The organism is Streptomyces sp. NPDC015130, from assembly GCF_043080005.1.
Classification (GTDB): Bacteria; Actinomycetota; Actinomycetes; order Streptomycetales; family Streptomycetaceae; genus Streptomyces.
In genome coordinates this window covers 167,410-189,598 of sequence record NZ_JBIBVC010000003.1, presented here as the reverse complement: position 1 = coordinate 189,598, position 22,189 = coordinate 167,410, and the positions used below count along the sequence as shown (strand labels likewise).

Annotated in this window: 19 protein-coding genes; 11 read left to right on the top strand and 8 right to left on the bottom strand. The window is 70.9% G+C overall.

Translation table 11 applies throughout. The features are described from left to right. The first annotated feature begins 136 nt into the window (after positions 1-136). Entirely contained in the window at positions 137-688 is a 552-nt protein-coding gene (locus ACF08F_RS07195; protein ID WP_392297491.1) for a DUF1990 family protein, read from the top strand. Between the two features lie 22 nt (positions 689-710). Beyond that, positions 711-2,132, top strand: coding sequence for a lipase maturation factor family protein (locus ACF08F_RS07190; RefSeq protein ID WP_392297490.1), 1,422 nt, complete (start codon positions 711-713; stop codon positions 2,130-2,132). A 122-nt stretch (positions 2,133-2,254) separates the two neighbouring features. On the opposite strand, the gene ACF08F_RS07185 is transcribed toward ACF08F_RS07190, so the two are convergent. The 3 genes from ACF08F_RS07185 to ACF08F_RS07175 all read right to left on the bottom strand — a co-directional run bounded on the left by ACF08F_RS07185 (position 2,255) and on the right by ACF08F_RS07175 (position 4,992). Further along, positions 2,255-2,425 (bottom strand): hypothetical protein, encoded by a 171-nt coding sequence (locus tag ACF08F_RS07185; RefSeq protein ID WP_392297489.1) that lies wholly within the window; start codon positions 2,423-2,425, stop codon positions 2,255-2,257. A 308-nt stretch (positions 2,426-2,733) separates the two neighbouring features. Beyond that, on the bottom strand, positions 2,734-4,218 hold the full coding sequence (locus tag ACF08F_RS07180; protein ID WP_392297488.1) for an SDR family NAD(P)-dependent oxidoreductase: 1,485 nt from the start codon (positions 4,216-4,218) through the stop codon (positions 2,734-2,736). A 60-nt stretch (positions 4,219-4,278) separates the two neighbouring features. Continuing rightward, positions 4,279-4,992, bottom strand: a complete 714-nt coding sequence (locus tag ACF08F_RS07175) for a (2Fe-2S)-binding protein (RefSeq protein ID WP_392297758.1) — start codon at positions 4,990-4,992, stop codon at positions 4,279-4,281. A 236-nt stretch (positions 4,993-5,228) separates the two neighbouring features. Between ACF08F_RS07175 and ACF08F_RS07170 the strand changes: the two genes are divergently transcribed. Next, the gene (locus ACF08F_RS07170) at positions 5,229-6,194 is read left to right on the top strand and encodes a DMT family transporter (RefSeq protein ID WP_392297487.1); all 966 of its coding nucleotides are present in this window, start codon (positions 5,229-5,231) and stop codon (positions 6,192-6,194) included. On the opposite strand, the gene ACF08F_RS07165 is transcribed toward ACF08F_RS07170, so the two are convergent. Both ACF08F_RS07165 and panD read right to left on the bottom strand, forming a co-directional pair. Beyond that, positions 6,075-7,517, bottom strand: coding sequence for a transglycosylase family protein (locus ACF08F_RS07165; RefSeq protein ID WP_392297486.1), 1,443 nt, complete (start codon positions 7,515-7,517; stop codon positions 6,075-6,077). The two genes, ACF08F_RS07170 and ACF08F_RS07165, sit on opposite strands and share 120 nt — an antisense overlap. A 501-nt stretch (positions 7,518-8,018) precedes the next feature. Continuing rightward, positions 8,019-8,444 (bottom strand): aspartate 1-decarboxylase, encoded by a 426-nt coding sequence (gene panD, locus ACF08F_RS07160; protein WP_392297485.1) that lies wholly within the window; start codon positions 8,442-8,444, stop codon positions 8,019-8,021. 554 nt (positions 8,445-8,998) lie between these two features. Here panD and ACF08F_RS07155 point away from each other — a divergent pair. Both ACF08F_RS07155 and ACF08F_RS07150 read left to right on the top strand, forming a co-directional pair. Next, on the top strand, positions 8,999-9,379 hold the full coding sequence (locus ACF08F_RS07155) for a DUF317 domain-containing protein (protein WP_392297757.1): 381 nt from the start codon (positions 8,999-9,001) through the stop codon (positions 9,377-9,379). Positions 9,380-9,564: 185 nt separating this feature from the next. Then, entirely contained in the window at positions 9,565-9,759 is a 195-nt protein-coding gene (locus tag ACF08F_RS07150; RefSeq protein WP_392297484.1) for a hypothetical protein, read from the top strand. A gap of 142 nt (positions 9,760-9,901) precedes the next feature. On the opposite strand, the gene ACF08F_RS07145 is transcribed toward ACF08F_RS07150, so the two are convergent. The 3 genes from ACF08F_RS07145 to ACF08F_RS07135 all read right to left on the bottom strand — a co-directional run bounded on the left by ACF08F_RS07145 (position 9,902) and on the right by ACF08F_RS07135 (position 11,785). Next, positions 9,902-10,777, bottom strand: coding sequence for a transporter (locus tag ACF08F_RS07145; RefSeq protein ID WP_392297756.1), 876 nt, complete (start codon positions 10,775-10,777; stop codon positions 9,902-9,904). 88 nt (positions 10,778-10,865) lie between these two features. Further along, complete coding sequence (locus tag ACF08F_RS07140; RefSeq protein WP_392297483.1) at positions 10,866-11,441, bottom strand: transposase; 576 nt, start codon at positions 11,439-11,441, stop codon at positions 10,866-10,868. Further along, positions 11,438-11,785, bottom strand: a complete 348-nt coding sequence (locus ACF08F_RS07135; protein WP_392297482.1) for a winged helix-turn-helix domain-containing protein — start codon at positions 11,783-11,785, stop codon at positions 11,438-11,440. The genes ACF08F_RS07140 and ACF08F_RS07135 overlap by 4 nt, the downstream gene beginning before the upstream one ends. A 164-nt stretch (positions 11,786-11,949) precedes the next feature. On the opposite strand from ACF08F_RS07135, the gene ACF08F_RS07130 reads away from it, so the two are divergent. From ACF08F_RS07130 to ACF08F_RS07105, 6 genes are all read left to right on the top strand, one after another. Continuing rightward, a complete protein-coding gene (locus tag ACF08F_RS07130; RefSeq protein ID WP_392297481.1) occupies positions 11,950-12,213 on the top strand; it encodes a hypothetical protein in 264 nt (87 codons plus the stop codon). 740 nt (positions 12,214-12,953) lie between these two features. Beyond that, positions 12,954-16,733 carry a polymorphic toxin-type HINT domain-containing protein gene (locus ACF08F_RS07125; RefSeq protein ID WP_392297480.1) on the top strand — a complete coding sequence of 1,260 codons (3,780 nt, stop codon included), beginning with the start codon at positions 12,954-12,956 and terminating at the stop codon, positions 16,731-16,733. A gap of 34 nt (positions 16,734-16,767) precedes the next feature. Continuing rightward, positions 16,768-17,064, top strand: coding sequence for a hypothetical protein (locus ACF08F_RS07120; protein WP_392297479.1), 297 nt, complete (start codon positions 16,768-16,770; stop codon positions 17,062-17,064). A gap of 275 nt (positions 17,065-17,339) precedes the next feature. Next, the gene (locus ACF08F_RS07115; RefSeq protein WP_392297478.1) at positions 17,340-17,891 is read left to right on the top strand and encodes a hypothetical protein; all 552 of its coding nucleotides are present in this window, start codon (positions 17,340-17,342) and stop codon (positions 17,889-17,891) included. A gap of 77 nt (positions 17,892-17,968) precedes the next feature. Then, on the top strand, positions 17,969-19,498 hold the full coding sequence (locus ACF08F_RS07110) for a trypsin-like serine protease (protein WP_392297477.1): 1,530 nt from the start codon (positions 17,969-17,971) through the stop codon (positions 19,496-19,498). Between the two features lie 94 nt (positions 19,499-19,592). Beyond that, positions 19,593-21,707 carry an FG-GAP-like repeat-containing protein gene (locus ACF08F_RS07105; protein ID WP_392297476.1) on the top strand — a complete coding sequence of 705 codons (2,115 nt, stop codon included), beginning with the start codon at positions 19,593-19,595 and terminating at the stop codon, positions 21,705-21,707. Positions 21,708-22,189: the final 482 nt, after the last annotated feature.

Below are 22,189 nucleotides of genomic sequence, written 5' to 3'. Positions count from 1 at the left end.
GCAGAGGCCCCACGGACCGGCCCACACCGCCCCTCCCGACCCACCCGGCCCACCCGCCCTTCCTGACCCGCCCAACCCACCTGGCCCACCCGCCCTTCCTGACCCACCCGGCCCACCCGCGAACGGAGCTCCCGGCATGACCCGCCTCACGAACGGCCTCTCCCGCACCGCACGCCCCCGCCCGGGCCTCACCTACCGCGAGGTCGGCGCCACCCGCTCCCCCGAGGACCTCCCCGAGGGCTACCACCACCTGCGGCACAGCACGGTCGTCGGCCACGGCCGGGCCGCCTTCGAGACCGCCGGCGCCGCCGTCACCACCTGGCGCGCGCACCGGCGTTCCGGGGCGACCGTCCAGAGCGAGGCCGCCCGCGCCGAGCCCGGCGCCCGCCTGGAGGTGTCGGCGGGGATCGGCCGCGTCCGGCTCGGCGTCCCTTGCGAGGTGATCTGGACGGTGTACGAGGACGACCGGACCGGCTTCGCCTACGGCACCCTGGCCGGGCACCCGGAGCGCGGCGAGGAGTCCTTCGTCGTCGACCTCGCACCCGACGGCGCGGTCCGGTTCACGGTCACCGCGTTCAGCCGGCCCGCCGCCTGGTACACCCGGCTCGCCGGGCCGCTGGTCCCCGTGCTCCAGCGAGCGTACGCCCGCCGTCTCGGCCGCACCCTCCGGCGTCTCGTCAGGGCCTGACCCCGGGCCGATACTGGAAGCGATGGAGTGGTTCACCGCGCCCGACCTCTGGCTGAGCCGGATCGTGTTCCAGCGGGGCCTCGCCGGGCTGTACTGCGTGGCCTTCCTGTCGGCCGCCCTGCAGTTCCGGGCGCTGACGGGCGAGCGCGGCATGCTCCCCGTCCCGGAGTACGTGCGAAGGGTCCGGCCCCGCCACTCCCCCTCGCTCTTCCACTGGCGCTACTCCGACCGGCTGTACGCAACCGTCGCCTGGACCGGGGCCGCGATCGCCCTGGCCCTCGTGGCGGGCGCCGGGGACGCCGTGCCGCTGCCGGTGTCGATGCTCCTGTGGCTCGCGCTCTGGGCGCTGTACCTGTCGATCGTGAACGTCGGCCAGACCTGGTACGCCTTCGGCTGGGAGTCGCTGCTCCTGGAGACCGGCTTCCTCGCGGTCTTCCTCGGCAACGACGACACGGGGCCGCCCGTGCTGGTCCTCTTCCTGCTGCGCTGGCTGCTCTTCCGGGTCGAGTTCGGCGCGGGTCTCATCAAGATCCGGGGCGACCGCTGCTGGCGGAACCTGACCTGCCTCTACCACCACCACGAGACCCAGCCGATGCCCGGCCCGCTCAGCTGGTTCTTCCATCACCTCCCGCGCCCCCTGCACCGGGTCGAGGCGGGGGCCAACCACGTCGTCCAGCTCTTCGTGCCGTTCCTGCTCTTCACCCCGCAGCCGGTGGCCACGATCGCCGCCTGCCTCATGATCGCGACACAGCTGTGGCTGGTGCTCTCCGGGAACTTCGCCTGGCTGAACTGGCTGACCGTCGTGCTCGCCGTCTCCGTCGTGGACGCCTCCGCGCTCACCGGCGAGCACCCACGACCGGACCCGCCGCTCTGGTACGTGGTCGTGGTCGTCGCGCTGACCGCCTTCGTCCTGTACCGGAGCTACCGCCCCGTGCGGAACCTGCTCTCCCGCAACCAGGCCATGAACCGCTCCTACGACCCGTACCACCTGGTCAACACGTACGGCGCTTTCGGCACGGTGGGCCGCGTACGGGACGAGATCGTGATCGAGGGCACCGACGACCCCGCCCCGCACGAGGGCACGGTGTGGCGGGAGTACGGCTTCCGGGGCAAGCCCGGCGACCTGCGCAGGCTGCCGCGCCAGTTCGCCCCGTACCACCTTCGCCTGGACTGGCTGATGTGGTTCGCCGCGCTCTCCCCCGGATACGCGCGGGACTGGTTCGGGCCCTTCATGGAGCGGCTGCTCGACGGCGACCGCGACACGCTGCGGCTGCTCGCCCACAACCCGTTCCCCGACGCGCCGCCGACGCACGTCCGCGCCCGGCTCTACCGGTACCGGTACACGACCTGGCGCGAGCTGCGCTCGACCGGGGCCTGGTGGGACCGCACGCTGCTGCGGGAGTACATGCCGCCGATCCGGCTCCGGGAGGACGCACACCGGTGACGGGCGCGTACCCGTACCCGTACGGGTACGCGCGGCGGACGCGCCGGTGCCCCCGGCCGGAAGGCGGCCGGGGGCACCGGACAGGGCGACGGCCACATCAGGGCGGTCAGGGCACCGGACGCTCAGTCGATACCGGGCAGGATGTGGGGCTCGGCGAGGTCGTCCTCGTAGCCCGCCAGCCGGATCGGGGCCGCGTGGGCCCACACGTCGAGGCTTCCGAGTTCGCCGTTCCGGCGGGGCCGCTCCTGGGGTTCGGCCGGTCTCGGTTCCTGCTTGGTCAGTTCGGGTGTCACCGCGCACTCCTTTGTGTCGCGTACCAATGGGGACTTGGTGCCGTCGGTCGCGGTGGCGCCGTTCATCGGGCGGGACCGCGGCCTTGGTGGCAGGCCGCTCCCCGGACCGGCCGTGAGGAAGGTGTGTCTCCTCGGTGGCCGACCGTGAACATCAGAGTAACCAAATGAGCGCGTCCGCGCTCTACCGGGCTCACAAGTGTGATGCGTTCGAGTGAACGAAGCCGAAAAGAGCGCTCTACCGGCTGGTAGAGCGCTCTTTTCGGAACGGCAGAAGGTCGCGGTACGACCCGGGGGGCGGGACCCGTCGCCTACCAGTTGGCGGTCGAGTAGTCCTTCAGGAAGCAGCCGTAGAGGTCCTCGCCGGCCTCGCCGCGCACGACCGGGTCGTACACGCGGGCCGCGCCGTCGACCAGGTCGAGCGGGGCGTGGAAGCCCTCCTCGGCCAGCCGCAGCTTGTCGAAGTGCGGACGCTCGTCGGTGATCCAGCCGGTGTCGACCGAGGTCATGAGGATGCCGTCGGTCTGGAACATCTCCTGGCCGCTGGTCCGCGTCACCATGTTCATCGCGGCCTTCGCCGCGTTGGTGTTCGGGTGCCCGGCGCCCTTGTAGCCACGGCTGAAGACACCCTCCATCGCCGACACGTTGACGACGTAGGCGCGCCCGCTGGCCGCCTTCCTGGCGGCCTCGGCCATCGCCGGGCGGAGCTTGCTGATCAGGATGAACGGCGCCGTGTAGTTGCACAGCTGGGTCTCGAGGAGCTCCACCGGGGAGATCTGCTCGATGCTCTGCACCCAGGTGTTGGTCTCGACGACGTCCGGCACCAGGCCGCCGGCGTCGATCGCGGTGCCGTCGAGGTGCTTGGCGATGGTGGCGTTGCCCGCGACGAGCGCGAGGTCCGCGACCTGCTGGGCCTCCAGGCCGCTCACGCCGGCGGGCAGGGAGGAGCCACTGACGAGCTCGCCGACCGCGCCGGAGTTGAACGCGCCGATGACGTGGTGGGCGGGGAGCTCGCCCGCGGGCAGCGGGGCGTTCTCGCCGTCGACCAGGGCGGCGTAGGCGGAGGGCAGGCGGCGCACGGTCTGCGTCGCGTTGTTGATGAGGATGTCCAGGGGCCCGGCCTCGGCCATCTGGTCGGCGAGGGCCACGGCCTGGGCCGGGTCGCGCAGGTCGATGCCGACCACCTCGAGGCGGTGCATCCAGTCCGCGGAGTCGTCCATGGCCTTGAAGCGGCGGATGGCGTCCTTGGGGAAGCGCGTGGTGATCGTCGTGTGGGCGCCGTCGCGGAGCAGCCGCAGCGCGATGTACATGCCGATCTTGGCGCGGCCGCCGGTGAGCAGCGCGCGCTTGCCGGTCAGGTCGGCGCTGGCGTCCCGCTTGGCCCGGTTGAGCTGCGCGCAGGGCTGGCAGAGCTGGTGGTAGAAGTAGTCGACCTCGACGAAGCGCGTCTTGCAGACGTAGCAGGAGCGCGGACGCTGGAGTATCCCCGCGATCCGCCCCTCCTCCGTGATCGAGGAGGGCAGGATGCCCTCGGTCTCGTCGTCGATGCGCTGCGCGGAGCCGGTGGCCGTGGCCTCGGTGACCGCCTTGTCGTTGGCGGTCTTGGCGGCCCGGCGCTCCTGGCGGCGGCGCTGCTTCACGGTCCGGTAGATGCCGGCGGTGGCGCGCCGGACCATGATCGCGTCCGGGTGGTCGACGTCCAGCTTGTCGAGCTCGTCGAGGACGCTGAGGCAGACGGCCAGGCGCTCGGGGTCGACACCCGGCCCGTAGTCCTGGGTTTCTTCGGTCACCGTCATGGCCTTCGGGTTCCTCGTTCGCTCGTACGTCGCCGCTCGCGGGCTTTCAAAGACCCAACTTTACGGAGCGGGGGGCCGCCGCTCCAAACCCGTTCGGGGGGCGTGGTCGAAGACACAGTCCCCGCACAGGCCGCCGCCGGGACACCGGTAGTAGAGGCAGCAGCTGGAGCGCCGCATCCGGGGGCCGCGGACCGTGCCGGCGAGGTCCGGGTGGTCGAGGAGCCCGGAGACGAGGGCGGCGGCCCGCTCGGCGACCTCCGGCCGGTCGCGCGCGCGGGCCCAGCGGGTGAGCTCGCGCAGGGCGCCGGCGAGGGCGGAGCCGGCGTTGCCCCAGAGCAGCCGGGGCGAGATCCGGCCGTCGCGGCGCAGCGCCGCGTGCAGCGGGACGAGGTGGACCTCCTGGACGGCCTCGCGGAGGGCGTCGACGGTGGCGGGGCGGGTCTCCGTACCGGACCACCACAGGTCGTCGGGGGAGGTCAGGGCCCCGTCCCAGTGCAGTTCGCCGGGGGCGAGGCCGGGGAAGGCGCCGTACAGCGCGGCCGGGCCGAGCGCGGTCGACCAGAGCCGGGCCGCGAGGCCGAGGTGGGCGACGGAGGCCCCGACGCGCCGCTCGGGGGCGTGGAGCCGGGCGGCGACCCGGTCCACGCGCGCGGTGAGGGGGCCGTCCTCCCCCGCGTACAGCAGGGCGAGGGGACGGTGCTGCCCTCCGGTCTCCGGCACGGCGGTCCGCAGGGCGAAGAATCCGCCCACGGATCCGCTCTCGACGAGATCCAGCTCTGCTCCCACGCGCCCGCCCCCGGGTTCCTCGGTTCCGTGCCGGGGCCGGCCGCCCCTCCATGATTCTTCCGCACCGGGAGGGGACGCCCGGAATGATCCCGTTCCACCCCTTCCGACCTGCGGCGGCGTACATCTCCGGTCGTACGCGCACGCCGTGTACTGCGACGGCGGTACCGCCCGAAGCGTTCCCTGGTACGACGCCGAATCCGCCCGGAAGAGAGATCGTGGAAGGTATGAGCCCACTCCTGCTGTCCGTGCTCCTGTCCCTGGTCTCGGCGGTGGCCTACGCTGCCGCCGCGATCGTGCAGGAGCGGGTCGCGGCCTCCGCCGCCGGTCCGCGCTACGCACCGCTGCGCAGCCCGGCGTGGTGGGTGTCCGTCCTGCTCAACGGTCTCGGCGCGACCCTGCACGTGGCCGCGCTCGCGTACGGTCCGCTCAGCCTGGTCCAGCCGCTGGGCGCGCTCACGATCGTCTTCGCGCTGCCCATGGCGGCGCTCTTCGTCGGCCGCCGGGCCGGGCGGCGGGCCTGGCGCGGCGCCCTCATGGCCACGGTCGGCCTCGCCGGCCTGCTGAGCCTCACGAACGGCTCCGACGCGCAGTCGCTCGCGGACGGGGAGCGGTGGCTGCTCGCGGCGGGCACGTCCGCCGTGGTCGCCGTCCTGTTCACGGCGGCCCACCTGGTCGGGCGGTCGGTGCTGCGCAGCGTGATCCTGGCCGCCGCGGCCGGTGTCTCCTTCGGCATGGCCTCGGTCTTCACCAAGTCCGTGGCCGAGGAGTGGACCTCCGCCGCCCCGCTCTCCGAGTGGACGGGGCTGCTCGTCCTCTCGGCACTCGCCGTGACCGGGCTGCTCCTCTCGCAGGCCTCGTACCGGGGCGCTGGGTTGGCCGCGCCGCTCGCCACGGTCACCGTGGTGAACCCGGTGGTGGCGGCGGCGGTGGGCCTCACGCTGTTCGGCGAGAGCTTCCGCTACGGCACGGGGGGCACCGTCGCCGCGCTGATCTGCGGCGCGGTCGCGGCGGGCGGCCTGGTGCAGCTCACCCTGGACCGCATGACGGTGCCGCCGCAGGGCCTGTCGGTGTCAGATGGAGACGCCCCGCGCCCTGAGGTAGGCCAGCGGGTCGATGTCGGAGCCGTACCCGGGACCCGTCCGCACCTCGAAGTGGAGATGCGGTCCCGAGCTGTTGCCGGTCGATCCTGAGCGTCCGATGCGCTGGCCTCCCTGGACCCGCTGCCCCTCGCGGACGGTGAGGGCGGAGAGGTGCGCGTACTGGCTGTAGCGGCCGTCCTCGTGGCGCAGGACGACCTGGTAGCCGTACGCGCCGCCCCACCCGGCGGAGACGACCCGTGCGTCGGCGACGGCCTTGACCGAGGTGCCGGTGGGCACGGGGAAGTCGACTCCGGTGTGGTAGCCACTGGACCACGAGGAGCCGCGGGTGCCGTAGCTGGTGCCGATGCCGGCGGCGACGGGAGCGGAGTAGTTGTCCTTGTCCGGGGCGGCGGCGGGCTTCGGCCTGGGCTTGGAGGCGGGCGCGGGCCGGCTGACGGGCTTGGCCTTCGGCTTGGCGGAGGGCTTCGCGGCGGGTTTCGTGGCGGGCTTGGAGACGGGAGTGCTCCGGGGTGCCGGCGCTTTGGTGGCGGGCGCCTTGGGAGTCACGGGCTTGGCGGCCGGGGGCTTGGTGGCCGGAGGCTTGGCGGCCGGGGCCTTCGCCACGGGAGGTGTCCTGGTCGCCGGGCGCTGGACGGGGGTCGGCTTCGCGGCGGGCGTCGGCTTCACGGCCGGGGCCGTCGCGGTGCGCGGGGGCGGCGTGGCCGTCCCGGCCGCCTCGGCGGACTTCTTCGGTGCGGCGATGCGCAGGGTGAGCCGCTGGCCGGGGTGGATCATGTCGGGGTCGTCGCCGACGACGGGCCGGTTCGACTCGTACAGCCGCTTCCAGCCGCCCTGGACGCGCTCCTCGCGGGCGATCTTCGAGAGGGAGTCGCCGGGCGTGACCGTGTACATCTCGCGGATGGTGGGCACGGTGGTGGGATCGGCGCGGCGGGCGGGGGCCTTCTCGGGTAAGGCGCGCTGACCCGGCAGGGAGGCGGTCCGTGGCGCGTTCGCGCCGGTGGGCGAGGTCTTCGTCGTGATGTCAGGGGCCTCGCCGCCACGGGTGAGGCCGGCGCGCGGCCCGCACGCGGGCCAGGCGCCGGGCCCCTGTCCCTTGAGGACGCGCTCGGCGATCGCGATCTGCTGGTCCTTGGAGGCGAGGTCGGCGCGCGGCGCGAAGTGCGTGCCGCCGTAGCTCTCCCAGGTGGACTGGCTGAACTGGAGGCCGCCGAAGTAGCCGTTCCCGGTGTTGATGTGCCAGCGGGAGGAGGACTCGCAGGACGCGACCTTCTCCCAGACGTCCAGGGAGGCGGCCTGCACGGCTCCCGCGCCGATCAGCGGGAGCGCCATGCCGGCGCCTCCGGCGGTGACGGTGAGCGAGGCACGGTTGATCCGGCTCGGCTGGTGGCGGCGGTGACGTCCGCGTACGGCCATGGGCCCCCCTTGGAACACAGCGACAGCCGTCCAAGTTAGGGGTGGCGCACGCTCCGTGACAAGGGCGCGAGCGGAACCTCACGCCTCATCCGTCACCTTCCTGTTGACGGAGGGCGGAGACCCGCCGGGCCCGGCTGGGGCTGAGGCTCTGGTTCCGGAACGGGCCCGCCGGGTTCGGGCACCGGGCTGGGCACGGGATCCGGGGGCACCGGTACGGGGTTGGGCGGGGGCACCGGCGGCGGGGAGGGCACCGGGGGCGGTACGGGCGAGGGCTGCGGATCGGGGAAGGGGTGGGTCATCACGGACCTCTCGGTCGTCGGGATCCTCCCTCCCCAGGGTGGCCCGGCGGACGGGCGTTCGCCCGCCGGGTCCCCTCATTCGGGGGTCACCGGAGGCCGGGGATGGCCTTCGGCCGGCGCTTCGCGGCGCGGGTGACGCCCGCCGGAGGGACGGGGACCTCGCCCGGGTGGCGCTCGGCCGTGCGGCGGCCCTCCCCTCGGCTCAGCTCCGTGCGGGCACGGCGTGCGGGGCCCGGACCGTGTCGCTCCCGGGGACGGGCGCGGAGGCGTCCTCCCCGAGCTCCACGATGCGGTTGTCCGCGTCGACGTGCACCACACGCGGGGTGAACGAGCGCGCCTCGGCGTCCTCGACCTGCGCGTAGCTGATGAGGATCACGAGGTCGCCGGGGTGCACGAGGTGCGCGGCGGCCCCGTTGATCCCGATGACGCCGGAACCCCGCTCGCCCTCGATGACGTAGGTCTCCAGCCGGGCCCCGTTGTCGATGTCGACGATGTGCACGAGCTCACCGGGCAGCAGGTCGGCCGCCTCCATCAGCTCGGCGTCGACGGTGACCGAGCCGACGTAGTGCAGATCGGCCTGGGTCACGGTGGCCCGGTGGATCTTGGACTTGAACAGAGTGCGCAGCACTTTGGACTCCTCTGAGACGGCTCCCTGCCTGCTTTCTGCAGGTCAAGGGCGGTCTCGACTGTACACCGGCACGCGGCGAACGATGTTTGTGAGGAACATCGCCCCGATCAGGCGAGACGGGTCCCCACCTGGCCTTTCGCGCCGTCACCGACGCCTGCTCAGGCAATCCTCCGGGAACGCCCGGCGACTCATGCTGACCGATTGCCGACTTACCTGATGGACCATCAAACATGCGGGAGACCCCTCTGCACACACTGACGACGTGCGTCCACGCACCACCGACCTGTCGGGCACCGACATCGCTCTGGTTCATGGAAAAGGTCCCTTTGGCCATCGGCCGGGCAACGCTCGACCGTCTCAGAAGCCGGCTCGCTGCCTGCCGCCCGCTCGAAACCCCTCGGCCCGCGTGGAACTCGCGAGCGACGGCTTCGCACCCGCCGTGAGCTCGCGCGCGCCATCAACCCAAGCTCCCGGCCACCACCGAGCGCGTCCCCGCACCTGCGGCCGAGCCGCCGGTCGCGGAGCCCGGCGAGCACGAGGCGTTCCTCGCGGCCCTGTTCGATGAGGAGCGCCAGTGGGAGAGGTACCGCCCCTTCGACGAGACGACGATCGCCTCCCACACATCCCTCACCGCGCGGGTCGAGTTCGGCCACGAAGCGCGGCACCGCACCGACATCGCTTGGACGATCGCCGAGTACGACGGGCCGGTGGGCCACCGCCTCTGGCACGCCACCATCACGGCCGGCACCCCTGTCGCCCTGATCCACACGATCCTGCAGCACCTCGACGTCCCGCCGCTCGTAGCCGCCGGAGAAGTACATGACGTCCTCGAGACGCCGGATGGCACCCGGCGAGCCACCCTGCCCGCACCACGATCGCCCCCCCCATTTCGGCTTCCGGCAGCCGCACCACGACCGCGGGCGCAGCGCCGGTGAGATGTTCTGGCAGGAGCAGCGGACGTGCTTCTTGACCACGCTCCGGCCGGACGGCACCCCTCACCTGTCCCGGTCGGCGTCACGTACGACGCCGAGAGCCGGATCGCCCGCGTCATCAGCGACGGCAGCAAGAAGGTGCGCAACACCGCTCCGCCCAAGCGGCCGGCGTCGACGCCGTGGTGTCCGTGGGACAGGCCGAGGGCCGGCGCTGGTGCTCACTCGAAGGCACCGCCATCATCGGGGACGACCCGACCTCCGTGGCCGACGCCGAGCGCCGGTACGCCGAGCGGTGCAAGGCCCCGCGGGTGAACCCGAACCGGGTCGTCATCGAGATCACCGTCACCCGCGCCCTGGGCACCGCAAAGCCTTCCGGCTGGTAGCCCTCCGGTCTCTCGGGGAGGCGGAATCTAGGCGACGATCCCCGGTTTCCGAACCGGGGATCGTCCGGACCATAGAGGGCACACCGCCACCCCCTGCCCCTCTGTCGAAAGGCCCCGCCCAGTCATCATCAGGACCTCGGCTCTATGCCGACGCGTACGACAGCCGGAAGAGTTCCAGCGCTCGCTCCACGTCCTTCTCGGAGCGGAGCTGGACCTCCAGGTCGCCCGTGCCGTGATGGCCCGGTCCGGTCACGTCCCGGGTGAAGCCGGGCACGAGCTCGACCGTGGCCGGCGCGACCTTGAGGTACACCAGCAGCTTGTCCTGCCGTCCAGTGACGCGGGCGAAGTTCCGCAGCCGCTGGTACGCGTCGTACTGCTTGCGCTCGACCTTCGTCACACCCTCGGCCAGCCCGAGCAGCACCTCGTCGACCACGGCCGCCAGCTCCGCCATGGCGTCGGTCCGCCGACGCGGTGACGCCTCCCGCTCACCTCGGAGGCGCTGTCGCCGCGTTCCGCCACCCGGGGCAGCGACCGACGCGACGGTCTCCAGCGCGATGTGGTGCTCGCCCAGCATCGTGTAGCGGACGAGGTCGATGGACCGCCGGTGCTCGCGCACCGCGTGCAGGTCATAGCGTGTGAAGCCGCCGGCCACGCAGATCAGCCGGGGTGTGCTCCACAGAACGCTGGCGGCTGCCGCCGACCCGAGCCGCTCACGGACCAGGGCTTCGAACTCCTCTCGGTGGTCCATCAACCAGGCCACGTAGAACAGGCCCTGCGACAGGACACCGGGGTCGGTCGCCCGCTTGTACTCGACGATCACCGGCGATCCGTTTTCATCCAGCCCGAGCGAGTCGATGCGCCCGCCGTGGACAGGGCCGGTGCTGTACTCGGTGGCCAGGAAGCGGACCCCGAGCATGGGCTCCATCGCACTCTCGACGAGCGCCTGCACATCGGCCTCAGCCTCAGCCAGCCACGGAGTGACCTCGGCTACGCCGTTCGTCGTGTCGAACAATTTCAGGTCCAGCCACCCCCCACGCAGCGATCGCCAAGCGACAACGCCGCCAGGGCTGGAACTATTTCCAGAAGTCTCCTACTTGATCTTTTCGTTAGTTCTGTGGGGTTGATGGATGGATGGCGAGTCTGGTGTGGGCGAGGAAGGACCAGGGCCGTTGAGGATTGCTGTTGATGCGGTGGATGCCCTGTTCGGTGGCGTCGGCGACATCGGCAAGGTGGTCGCCGGCGACGTTGGCGAGCTCGCGTTTCTTGAGCGAGGACCACAGCAGTTCCACCGGATTGAGCTCGGGTGCGTAGGCGCGTAACCGCTCGAGGGGGAGCCAGTCCTGCTCGGTGACCCAGGCCCGCATCGCCCGGCTCCAATGGGCAGACAGGCCGTCCCACACGAGGACCACCCGCTCACCACGGTAGAACGTCTTCATCTGCTCCAGGACCTCGATGAGAGCGGCGGTGTCGTAGCCGCCGGGCTTGAGGTGGAAGCACAACCGCGGACCTCGGTCGGGATCGGCAGCGTGGTAGCCGAGAGCCGCGGCCATCGAGGCGCGTTTCCAGTTCAGCCGGTGCCGCAGGAGAGGAGTGCGGCGGTGGGGCGCGTAGGTGCGGTGGACCCGCGGCAGCAGCGAGACGTCTGATTCGTGGAGGAAGACGATCCAGGCACGTGTGTTCAACGCCCCCTTTCGGTCCGCGGCCATTCGTGCGCGATCCAGCGGGCGATCTCGGATTCGTCCCGCTCGACCGCCCGCCGTTCGGGCCGCTGCAGAATCCGCCCCAGCCGGCCGATCAGCAACCGCCACACCGACGCCCGCGACAGCCCCACCCCGGTCACCCGCTCGACGACCGGACCGACCCGTTCCAGCGTCCACAGATCCGCCTCGAACCGGTGCGCCTGGGCGCCCTGCTCCAGTGCGGTCCGCACCCGCTCGCCCTGGGCATCGTCCAGCTTGGGCGGGCGACCAGTGGCCGGACACAGGCACAGAGCATCGGTGCCACCCTCCTCCCAGACTGGTTCCAACGCCGCACACTCTCGTCACTCACCCCCAGCATCCGAGCGATCTCAGCACCCGAACGTCCCTGATCGACCGTGAGATCGCCCGCCACAGCGAAGAATGCGAGCGGCAGATCCCCCGCGCCGTACGGCGTGCGGCCGCCATCCGCATGGCCCCCTCCGCCCTTCGCGTGGCCAACCTGACCGACCTCAACCTGGCCGATGTGGAGATCCACCTCTACATCCCCGGCACTGTCGAAGCCGTACACCCGCTCACCCGGATCGTCCAGGAGTCGCTGACCGGCTTCCCGGCACCCCCGAAGTCGTTCGGCACTCCCGCCTCAGCGCTGTTCCCCTTCCAACCCTCGATCCCGCAAAGCCTTCTCTCCAGCAAAAGGACAGGCGGTAGCAACCGTACCGAGACAAGCGACAGTTCCCTCCTGTCGCGTAGCTGACCAATCGGGGAGGAAGGTCCCCACCCGCAGTTTCGGGGGCACCAGTTCCAGGTCACCATCCTGCGTGGTCACGGCCTTCTCCCGATGCGCATCGCGCCAGGCATTCGAGTCTCGGCCCGTTCAACCACTCGGCACCGATGCGGGAGGCGGCCTCGCGGTCTCTCTTGAGCAGGGCCTTTCCTGCCTTCGCCGCGGGTGAGTTCGACCTCACAGCGGGTTTGCGCGAAGAAGCCAGGAGGCCCGGCGGGGATTGCCCCTTTCTGTGCGCCAGAAGAGACCGCCGACAGCACTCTTCACAGATTCTCCACAGGGCAACGTACAACCTTCCCGAGCGGTGGCGAGAATCACAGGTTCGACGCGCCCCCCGCCCGTTCTGGTGCGTTTCGCACCCTGGACAATGATCAACAAGGAGCGCTTCGATAGGGCGCCGAGCAGACCACGGGGGCGAGCTCACCTTGGGGCTCAGACATGTCGATGGCGGACTACAGGTGGCAGACGAAACCCCTCCGCATACCGGAATTCCAGGACTCTCCCGCCTGCACATCGGGCACCGACAGGACGCTCAGAACGCTCTGCGCATTTGAGTATGCTCCAGCTGAATTTCACTCAAATGAGGGAGTAGCGCGTTGAATTCCGGAATACGGGCCGGGCGCCGATGGCGCGGGCTCGTTTCGACATTGACCGTCCTGGTCCTGGCCCTGGGAATCGATCCGCCTGCGGCCATGGCCGAGGACCCGGCCGTGACGTACGAACGGTACGAGGTCGTGGACGCCTGGAAGTACGGCGGTCTGAGCGTACGGGAAGGCGCCGCGGCAGCCCTGTTGGGTTCGGATGCCGATATCCAGGCGTTCATGACGCAGGAACTGCCGAAGCTCGAGGAGGACGACCTGCGCGCGCAGGTCGCCGAGATCATGGGCAAGGGCGGTCCGGGCGTTCGCGCGGCGGCCGAGGCCGCGCTGACCGGCGGGACCGAAACGCTCAGGGACTTCCTGGACAACACCTTCGTCACGGCCTACGAGTCCGATGTACGCGTCGACATCGGCCGTGTCATGGCCTTCGGCGGCCCGGGCGTGAAGCGGGCGGCCAACACGGCCCTGAGCGGCACGACCGACGAGCAGCTGGCCTTCCTCCAGAAGGGCCAGTACCCGGCTCGTGAGGACGACAACCGGGTCCGCGTCGGCCAGCTCCTGGCCACCGGCGGCCCGAACGTCAAGCTGTTCGCCGGGCAGGCCCTGGACGGCACTCCCGAGGACATCCAGGAGTTCCTGGACCACGGCTGGGAGGTAGCGGCCGCCCGTGACCAGGAGGCGCTCACCGTCGCTCAGCTCGCCGAACTCGCCGACAAGGCGCAGAAGCAGGCGAGGCAGCTGACCGAGACCGCCAAGGAGGAGGCGGCCAAGGCGGAGAAGGCGACGAAGGCCGCCATGGACGCTGCGCTGGAAGCGGCCGACGAGGCGCAGCAGTCCAAGGACTCGGCCGCCAGGGCCGCGGCCGCCGCTTCGCGGGCCGCCGCCGCCGCCGAGCGGGCGGCCAAGGCGGCCCGTACGGCCGTGACCGCGGCCGCGGCCGCGAACTCGGCGGCCCGCGTGGCCGCCACCGCCGCCGCCCAGGCGTCCTACGCCGCCAGCAGGGCCGGTCAGGCCGCCGCCACCGCGCACTCCGCCGCCACCGCCGCCGCAGGCGACGCCACGAAGGCACAGAAGGCCCGGGACGCGGCCGTGCAGGCCAACGCCGCGGCCGCCGGTGCGACCAAGGCCGCGGACGCCGCGCACCAGGCCGGTGTGGCCTCTGACGAGGCCGCCACCGCGGCGGACGCCGCAGCCAGAGCCGGCCGGAACGCCGCCGCGGCAGCCGCGGCCGCGGTGAGCGCGGGCAACTGGGCCGGCCAGGCCGGTGCCGAGGCAGAGGAGGCGAAGGCCGCCGCGGCTCGCGCCGAGCGCCTCGCGAACCAGGCCACGCGCGCGGCTGAGGCCGCCGCCCGCAATGCCAGGGAGGCGGGCATCGCCGCCCGTCAGTCCCGGGACGCGGCCAACGACGCCGCCCAGCACGCCACGGCCGCCGCCCTCGCGGCCAACAAGGCCGCCGATGAAGCGGGCAAGGCCGTCGACGCCGCGAACGCGGCCACCGTCGCCGCGAACGCGGCCAGCGACGCCGCCGCCAAGGCGCTGGACCTGGCCCAGAAGGCCACGGCCGTGGCGGAGGCGGCCCGCAAGGCCGACGCCGAACGGCTGGCGCAGCAGCAGCAGGAAGAGGTCGTCGCGGCTGAGGAGGCCCGCCGGGCCTACGACGCCCACGTGGCCGCCGCCGCGTACGAGGCGGGCCGACGCCAGCAGCTCAACAGCGAGACCCAGCAGCTGCTGAGCGAGGCCGCGGCCTCGTCCGATCCGCAGGTGACCGCCACCAAGGGGCGGCAGGCCGCGATCAATATGCTCGACACCAGCGGGGCCTGGCTGCGCAGCGCCGCCGAGTACGCCCTGTCGGGCACCGACGCGGACGTGGCCGAGTTCGTTCGCAGCGGGCTCACGGTGGCCTTGGAGCAGGACGACCGGGCCAGCGTGGCGCACATCGCCGCGAACACGAAGATCCCCGCGCAGCAGCAGGTCGCGCTCGACGTGCTGGACAAGCCGATCGACCAGGTGCGGGACTTCCTGCGCACGCGGGACTACCCGGGCAAGGCCGATGACGACCGGGTCACCGTCGGCAAGATCTCCGCCGAGGGCGGGGCCGGTGTACAGGCGGCGGCCAGCGAGGCGCTGGACGGCACCGCGGCGGACCTCGCGTACTTCCTCGACGTCGGGCAGTACGAAGCTCGCGAGGAAGACGACCGGGTCGAGATCGGCAAGCTCCTGGCCACCGAAGGGCCCGAGGTCAAGGCGGCTGCGCAGGCCGCGCTGACCGGACCGCCCGCCGGGATGCGTACCTTCCTGGAGGTCGGTCTGCACAAGGCCCGGCAGCGGGACGCGAACGCCGCCACCCACATCGCGCAGGTCAACAGCCTGCTGGAGGCCGCCTACACGTCGGCCTCGCTCGCCGCGAAGGACGCCGCCGAAGCTCAGAAGGTCGCGGCGGAGGCTCGTAAGGACGCCGCCAAGGCGCTGGAGTGGGCCGCCAAGGCCAAGACCTCCGCCGACGAGGCCGGCGAGTACGCCGCGAAGGCCGACGCGTCCGCGGATGCCGCCGAGGCCTCGGCCCGCGCGGCGTCCGAGTCGGCGAGGACCGCCAGGAACGCCGCCGCCTCAGCCCAGCAGGCCGCCTCGTCGGCGGCCCGTTCCGCCGAGCAGGCCCAGCACTCGGCGTCGGTCGCCTCGGGGTACGCCGCGCAGGCGCGTACCTCGGCCGAGCAGGCGCGCGTCTCGGCGGAGGCGGCAGGCGAGGACTCCGAGGAGGCGGCCAAGGCCGCCGACGCGGCCCTGAAGACCGCGACGGACATGCTCGTCGCCGAGTTCAAGGCCCAGATCCAGCAGGAGATCGCGCTCGGCACCAGCAAGCCGATGTCCGACAAGGATCTCCGCGCGGCCCTGGAGAAGCGGTTCGTCAAGTACCGCTCGGACCTGCTGGCGAACGGCGAGCTGAAGCCCGGCGAGACGATGCTGGTCTGCGGCAGCGACGGCGCCGGCGGCATGGGCTGCATCACCAGCACGTACCTCGATCGCCTGATCGCCTGGTATGTGGGCGTCGAGGAGATCGAGGCGTGCCTGACCGGCAAGTCGATCCGGTGCCTCGACGATCTGGCGCTGCACGCGCTCAAGCTGAAGTTCCTCAAGAAGGTCCCGTGCCGCAAGAGCAGCTTCGTCCCGGGCACGCGCGTCCTGATGGCCGACCGCAGCACCAAGGCGATCGAGGACGTCCGCGCCGGCGAACGGGTCCTCGCCACCGATCCGCTCACCGGCCGCACGGAAGCCAGGGCCGTCGAAGCCACCATCACGAGTGACGGGCCGAAGAACCTGGTCAGGATCGGGGTCGACGCCTCCGGCACAGCCGGCGAGAACACGGTGGTCGCCACCGACAGCCACCCGTTCTGGATAGCCGGCGAGAGCAACGTCTGGAAGCAGGCGGCCGATGTCAAGGCCGGTATGCGGCTGCGGACCGACACGGGCGAGAACGTGGCGGTCAACTCGGTCGGGACTTGGACCGTCCCCGACCAGCACGTGTACAACCTGTCGGTCTCCGGCATCCACACGTACTACGTGCTGGCCGGCACCGTGCCGGTCCTGGTGCACAACGCGGCAACGCCCAGCAACGAGTTCTGCGAAGCAGACATCAAGGCGATGGAGGACTGGGCCGGGACGAACATGTCCGTCGAGGCGAGCGCCCGATACCATATCGACAAGCACGGCAAGGGCCGGACTTTCGCCGAATACACAAAGGAAGCCAAGGCCCTCTGGGAGAAGTCCCAGCCGAGGGACCGGGTGCGTACGAAGCTCAAGGACGGCACTTGGGGCTGGAGGATCGACGGTGGACTCATGGGCGGCACGGGAATCTACACCGAGTCCGGAAAGATCGTCACCTGGTGGGACTGACCGTCAGGGTTTCCAGGACGCCTTCGAAGCATTCATGGCACTGCCGTTTCCCGGGCGCCCTGGATCGAAGGAACTCCGGGAATGGGGCTTCGGTCTGCTCTCGATCGACGGGCACATCGCCGGGTACGCCATCCGCGTCGAGAAGGGATCCCTGGACCCCCGCGAGATCCCGGACGCCGATGACCTGGCCTCTGAGGTCGGAGAGCTGTCCCGCAGCCTTGAGGAGATCCGCCCGCAGAACCGGGAAGACGAGTCTTCCATCGAGGAGTTCAAGCAGTACGTGGCAGCGCTGGAACGCCTCGTGTGTGAGCTCGCGACGCTGACCCGCTGACCGTCCCCCTTTCCCGCCGGGCCCCGTTGGAAGCATGCGCTCCAACGGGGCCCGGTCTTTTATCGATTGATGACCACTCACCTTTCCTACACAACCGGAACAATAGCTTCTTACGCGGTGGACAAAGCGCGAACGACGGGATTTCATTGACATGTACGCCCGCACCCGAGCTGCGGGCCTTTTCTTCTCCTGTCGCTTCCGCGTCCTTCCCGGATCGCGTCCTCCCCGGACAACCTCCTGGTCGGCCGAGCGGAATCAACGAATCAAGGATCGTCATGAAGGCACGTACCTCACCCACACCACGACCGCGCAGGACGAAGTTCTTGGCGCGTACCCTCGGCGTCGCCGCCACCGGCGCCCTCGCCTGGGTCGCCGCGACCGGGACCGGTGCCGGCTCTCACTCCGGCGCCGGAGTGACGGCCCACGCGGTCGCCCCGGTCGCGGACGAGGCTCCCGGCTTCGCCGTCGAGGACTTCGGCTACCCGCACGCCGACAAGATCCTCGCGGAGCAGGGCATCGTCCTGAAGCGCGGCGACGGCCACATCACCCTCGTCGACTGCGCGAGTGGCACCGACTTCCTGGAGGTCTGGGCCCGCGAGAAGCCCAAGATCTGCTTCAAGGTCACCGGCAACTCCGGCTGGCTGACGATGGAGATCCCCTCGGTCCACCTCATCAGGGGCAACGACTACACCACCGAGGTCGCCATGACCGTCGGCACGGAGGAGAAGTCCTTCGCCATCACCAAGAACGCCTGGACGCCCGTCGGCGAGAGCGCGGACCCCGAGGGCCGCGAGCACGTGCTCATGGAGATCCGCTCCACCAAGTAGCCGCACGCCCTCCGCTCCAACCCTCCGACAACCAGGGATCCGACGTCATGTCAGTTCCCCGTCTCCAAGGAACATCCATGTTCGCAAAGCGTTCGCGCTTCGTGTGGACCACCGGCGCCGGAATCGCGCTGGCGACGATCGTCGCCAGCGCTCCCGCCACCGCGCTCAGCGGCACCGACGCCGCTGCCCAGCTCAACTTCACGGCCAAGGTCGCCATCGGGGAGCAGTCGTCCTGCACCGGCGCCCTCGTGGCCCCGCAGTGGGTGCTGACCGCGGCCACCTGCTTCGCCGCCGACGGCAAGCCGTCCGCCGGGAAGCCGCCCGTCCCCACCACCGTTACGGTCGGCCGCACGGACCTGGCCCAGACGGGCGGCAGCGTCCAGCAGGCCATCGACCTCATGCCGCACGCCGACCGCGACCTGGTCCTGGTACGGCTCTCCACTCGGGTCACCGACCCCGCCGTCACGCCGGTGCGGATAGCCGCCACGCCGGCCGCCGCGGGAGAGCAGCTGACGAAGGCCGGCTTCGGCCGCACGAAGACGGAGTGGGCGCCGGACAAGCTCCACACCGGCACCTTCACCGTCACGTCCAGCACGGACACCACGCTGAACGTCGACGGCTCCGACACCGCCACCGTCTGCAAGGGCGACGCGGGCGGCCCCTCGCTCCGCACGGTGAACGGCACGCCCGAGCTCGTCTCCGTCACCTCCCGATCCTGGCAGGGTGGTTGCCTGGGCATCGACCCCACGGAAACCCGCACCAACGCGGTCGACACCCGGGTCGACGGCCTGGCCGGCTGGGTACAGGACACCATCAGCCGTGACCGCACGACGCCCGCCGACATCGACGGCGACAACAAGGACGACCTGATCGTCCAGCGCACCGACGGCGTCGTCATCGTCCACCGAAACCTCGGCAGCAGCTTCGGCCCGGGCACCGTCATGTCCTCCGGGTGGCGCCGCTACCTGGACGGCAGCGACCTGGGCCGCCTCTACTTCGCCGACATCACCGGCGACAACAAGGCCGACCTCATCGTCCACGGCACCGACGGGAACATCAGCGTCCGCAAGAACATGGGGACCTACTTCGACGGCGGAACCCACTGGAGCGCCGGCTGGGGCCGCTTCGTCACCGGCAGCGACCTGGGCCGCCTCTACTTCGCCGACATCACCGGCGACAACAAGGCCGACCTCATCGTCCACGGCACCGACGGGAACATCAGCGTCCGCAAGAACATGGGGACCTACTTCGACGGCGGAACCCACTGGAGCGCCGGCTGGGGCCGCTTCGTCACCGGCAGCGACCTGGGCCGCCTCTACTTCGCCGACATCACCGGCGACAACAAGGCCGACCTCATCGTCCACGGCACCGACGGCAAGATCAGCGTCCGCAAGAACATGGGGACCTACTTCGACGGCGGAACCCACTGGAGCGCCGGCTGGGGCCGCTTCGTCACCGGCAGCGACCTCGGTCACCTCCGCTTCGGTGACGCCGGCGGCGACGGCAAGGCGGACATGTTCGTCTACGAGCTCGCCAACGGCAAGGTCTCGGTGCGCAAGAACATGGGGACCTACTTCGACGGTGGAACCCTGATGATCACCCTCTGATAGATCACTCTCCGACGGATGCCCCTCGCTCCCGCCCCGTCCCGCGCCGCGGCCGGGAGGGGCCGGGAGCCTGCAGCAAGGACATCGACTCCCTATGCGACATACCCGTTGCCTCCGCTCCCTCGCGCTGGCCACAGCACTCATAGCGGGCCCGCTTGCGCTCTCGGTCCCGCCTGCCAACGCGGTCACCGGACCGGTCCCGGCAGACGACTCATACGCGTTCACCGCTCGGCTGGAGATCGGCGCGGGCGACACCTACCGCGCCTGCTCCGGCGCGCTGGTCGAGCCGCAGTGGCTGCTGACAGCGGCCTCCTGCTTCAGTGGCGGGCTCACCGCCCTCGCGCCCGGCAAGCCGGCCGAGAAGACGGTGGCCACGATCGGTCGCGTCGACCTCACCGCCACAGCCGGACTCGTCACCGAGGTCGTCGAACTCGCACCCCGCGAGGGTGACCTCGTCCTGGCCCGCCTCGCCACCCCGGCCACCGGCATCACGCCCGTGCCCCTGGCCGGAACTCCGGCGACGGCGGGCGATGCGCTCACCGTCCCCGGTTACGGACGCACGAAGGACGAGTGGGCGCCGCTGAAGCTGCACACCGCCGCCTTCACCGTCGGTTCCGTCGCCGGAACGGACCTGAACATCGTCGGCCGGACTCCGGCCGACGCGATCTGCAAGGGGGACACCGGGGCCCCACTGCTGCGCGTGAACAACGGCACGCCGGAGCTCGTCGGCGTCAGCAGCCGTTCCTGGCAGGGCGGCTGTTACGGCGGCGACCCCGCCGAGACCCGCAACGGGGCGATCGCCACGCGCGCCGACGAGATCGTGCTCGGCTCCCGCCTCAAGGCCGGTCAGCGCCTGCTGCCCGGGGAGACACTCGCCTCCGCGTCCGCCCGTCTCACCATGCAGCCCGATGGCAACCTGGTCATCGCTTCCAACGCGGGCAAGACACTGTGGTCCACCGGGACCATAGGCGCGGGCGCCACCGCCCTCCTGGACGCGTCGGGCAACCTGGTCGTCCGCAACGCCGCCGACACCGCCAACCTGTGGGAGTCGAAGACCACCGCCGTCGGTGGCAGCGCGGTCCTCACCGACCGTGGCAACTTCACCGTGTACACCGCGCAGGGCGTCTCCCAGTGGTCCAGCGGCACCGTCGTCCGCAACGACTTCAACGGCGACGGCTTCGCCGACCTGAGCGACTGGTACGTCCACTCCGACGGCACGGACTCCATGCACCGTTTCGCCGGCACGAGCGACGGCTCCATCGCCGCGCCGCACTCGTCGATGGCCCGCACGGCCACGGACGAGTGGGACTTCGACGCCATGAAGCAGGTGACCGGCGACTTCAACGGCGACGGCATCTCCGATGTCGCGGTGATGCGCAAGTACGCTACCGAGACCAAGCTCTGGACGTTCCTCGGCAAGACCAACGGCGCGTTCCAGACCCCGTTCGCCACCTGGACAGGTCCGGTCGCCTCCTGGCAGTGGGAACGCGCCGTGCTGCACTCCGGTGACTCCAACGGCGACGGCCGCGACGACGTCATCGCCTGGTACGAGTACTCCGACACCAGCGACGCCCTGTTCACCTTCGTCGCCAACCCGCAGGGCGGCTTCGGCACCCCGGTCAAGAGCTGGACCTCCACCACCTGGACCCGCGCCATGGGCAAGACCGTCACCGGCGACTACAACGGTGACGGCCGCGACGACATCGCCGTCTTCTACGACTACGCCGGCGGCGCCATCAAGGTGTGGACCTTCCTCGCCCAGCCGAACGGCGGCTACGCGGCCCCCGTGGTCGGATTCACCCACGACGGCTGGGGCGACTGGGCCATCACCCACGTACACTCCGGAGACTTCGACGCCGACGGCCGCGACGACGTCCTGTTCTGGTTCGACCACCCGGACGGCCGCGACATCGCCTACGTCCTCAAGAGCAACGCCAACGGCACCTTCGTCGCCCCGCGCGCCGCGCTCACCATCCCCGCCGGCAGCCTGACGTACGGAGCGATGAAGACCGTCGTCGGCGACTACAACGGTGACGGCCGCGACGACATCGGCTCCATGTACGGCTACACCAACGGCACCGTGAAGATGTTCACCTGGCTCACCAAGCCCGACGCCACCTTCGACCCCGTCAAGGTCAGCTGGTCCACCACCACCGCGGGCGCCTGGTCCTACGACGCCACCCACTTCATCACCCGCCACAACGGCTGACCGCCTGGGACGGAGCCGTACGACACGAGAGGCCCGGTGGAGCATCATGCTCCGCCGGGCCTCCCTTCGTAGGAGCTTCGTTCGAAGGTACGTTCCCCCGCATCGACGGTGCCTGACAGACCCACGGTCCCTGAAGATCAATATTCTGCGGGGCTCCCTCGTCGTGGGAGACCTCGCCCTGAAGGAGGTCACCTGCGGCGCGGTAGCGCGCTGAGATGTCGGCGGCGATCGGTTTCGTGAGCAGAGCAAGCCAGGACGCCGGGGCGGCGCCGGCGATACAGTGCGTAACCGTTCTGACATGCCCCTCCGGAGCTCCCTCCCAGCAGAAGCCGCGACGGGAACGGGCTACGGCTGGGGAGAATCTGGGGGGAAAGGAGTCGCTCCGGGGAGCGGCTGGGGAGAATCGACCGTATATAGAAGCGCCGCCCTGAAAGCCCCCGAAATGAGCAAACCCGCAGGTCAGCTCTGCTCTTATGGTAATC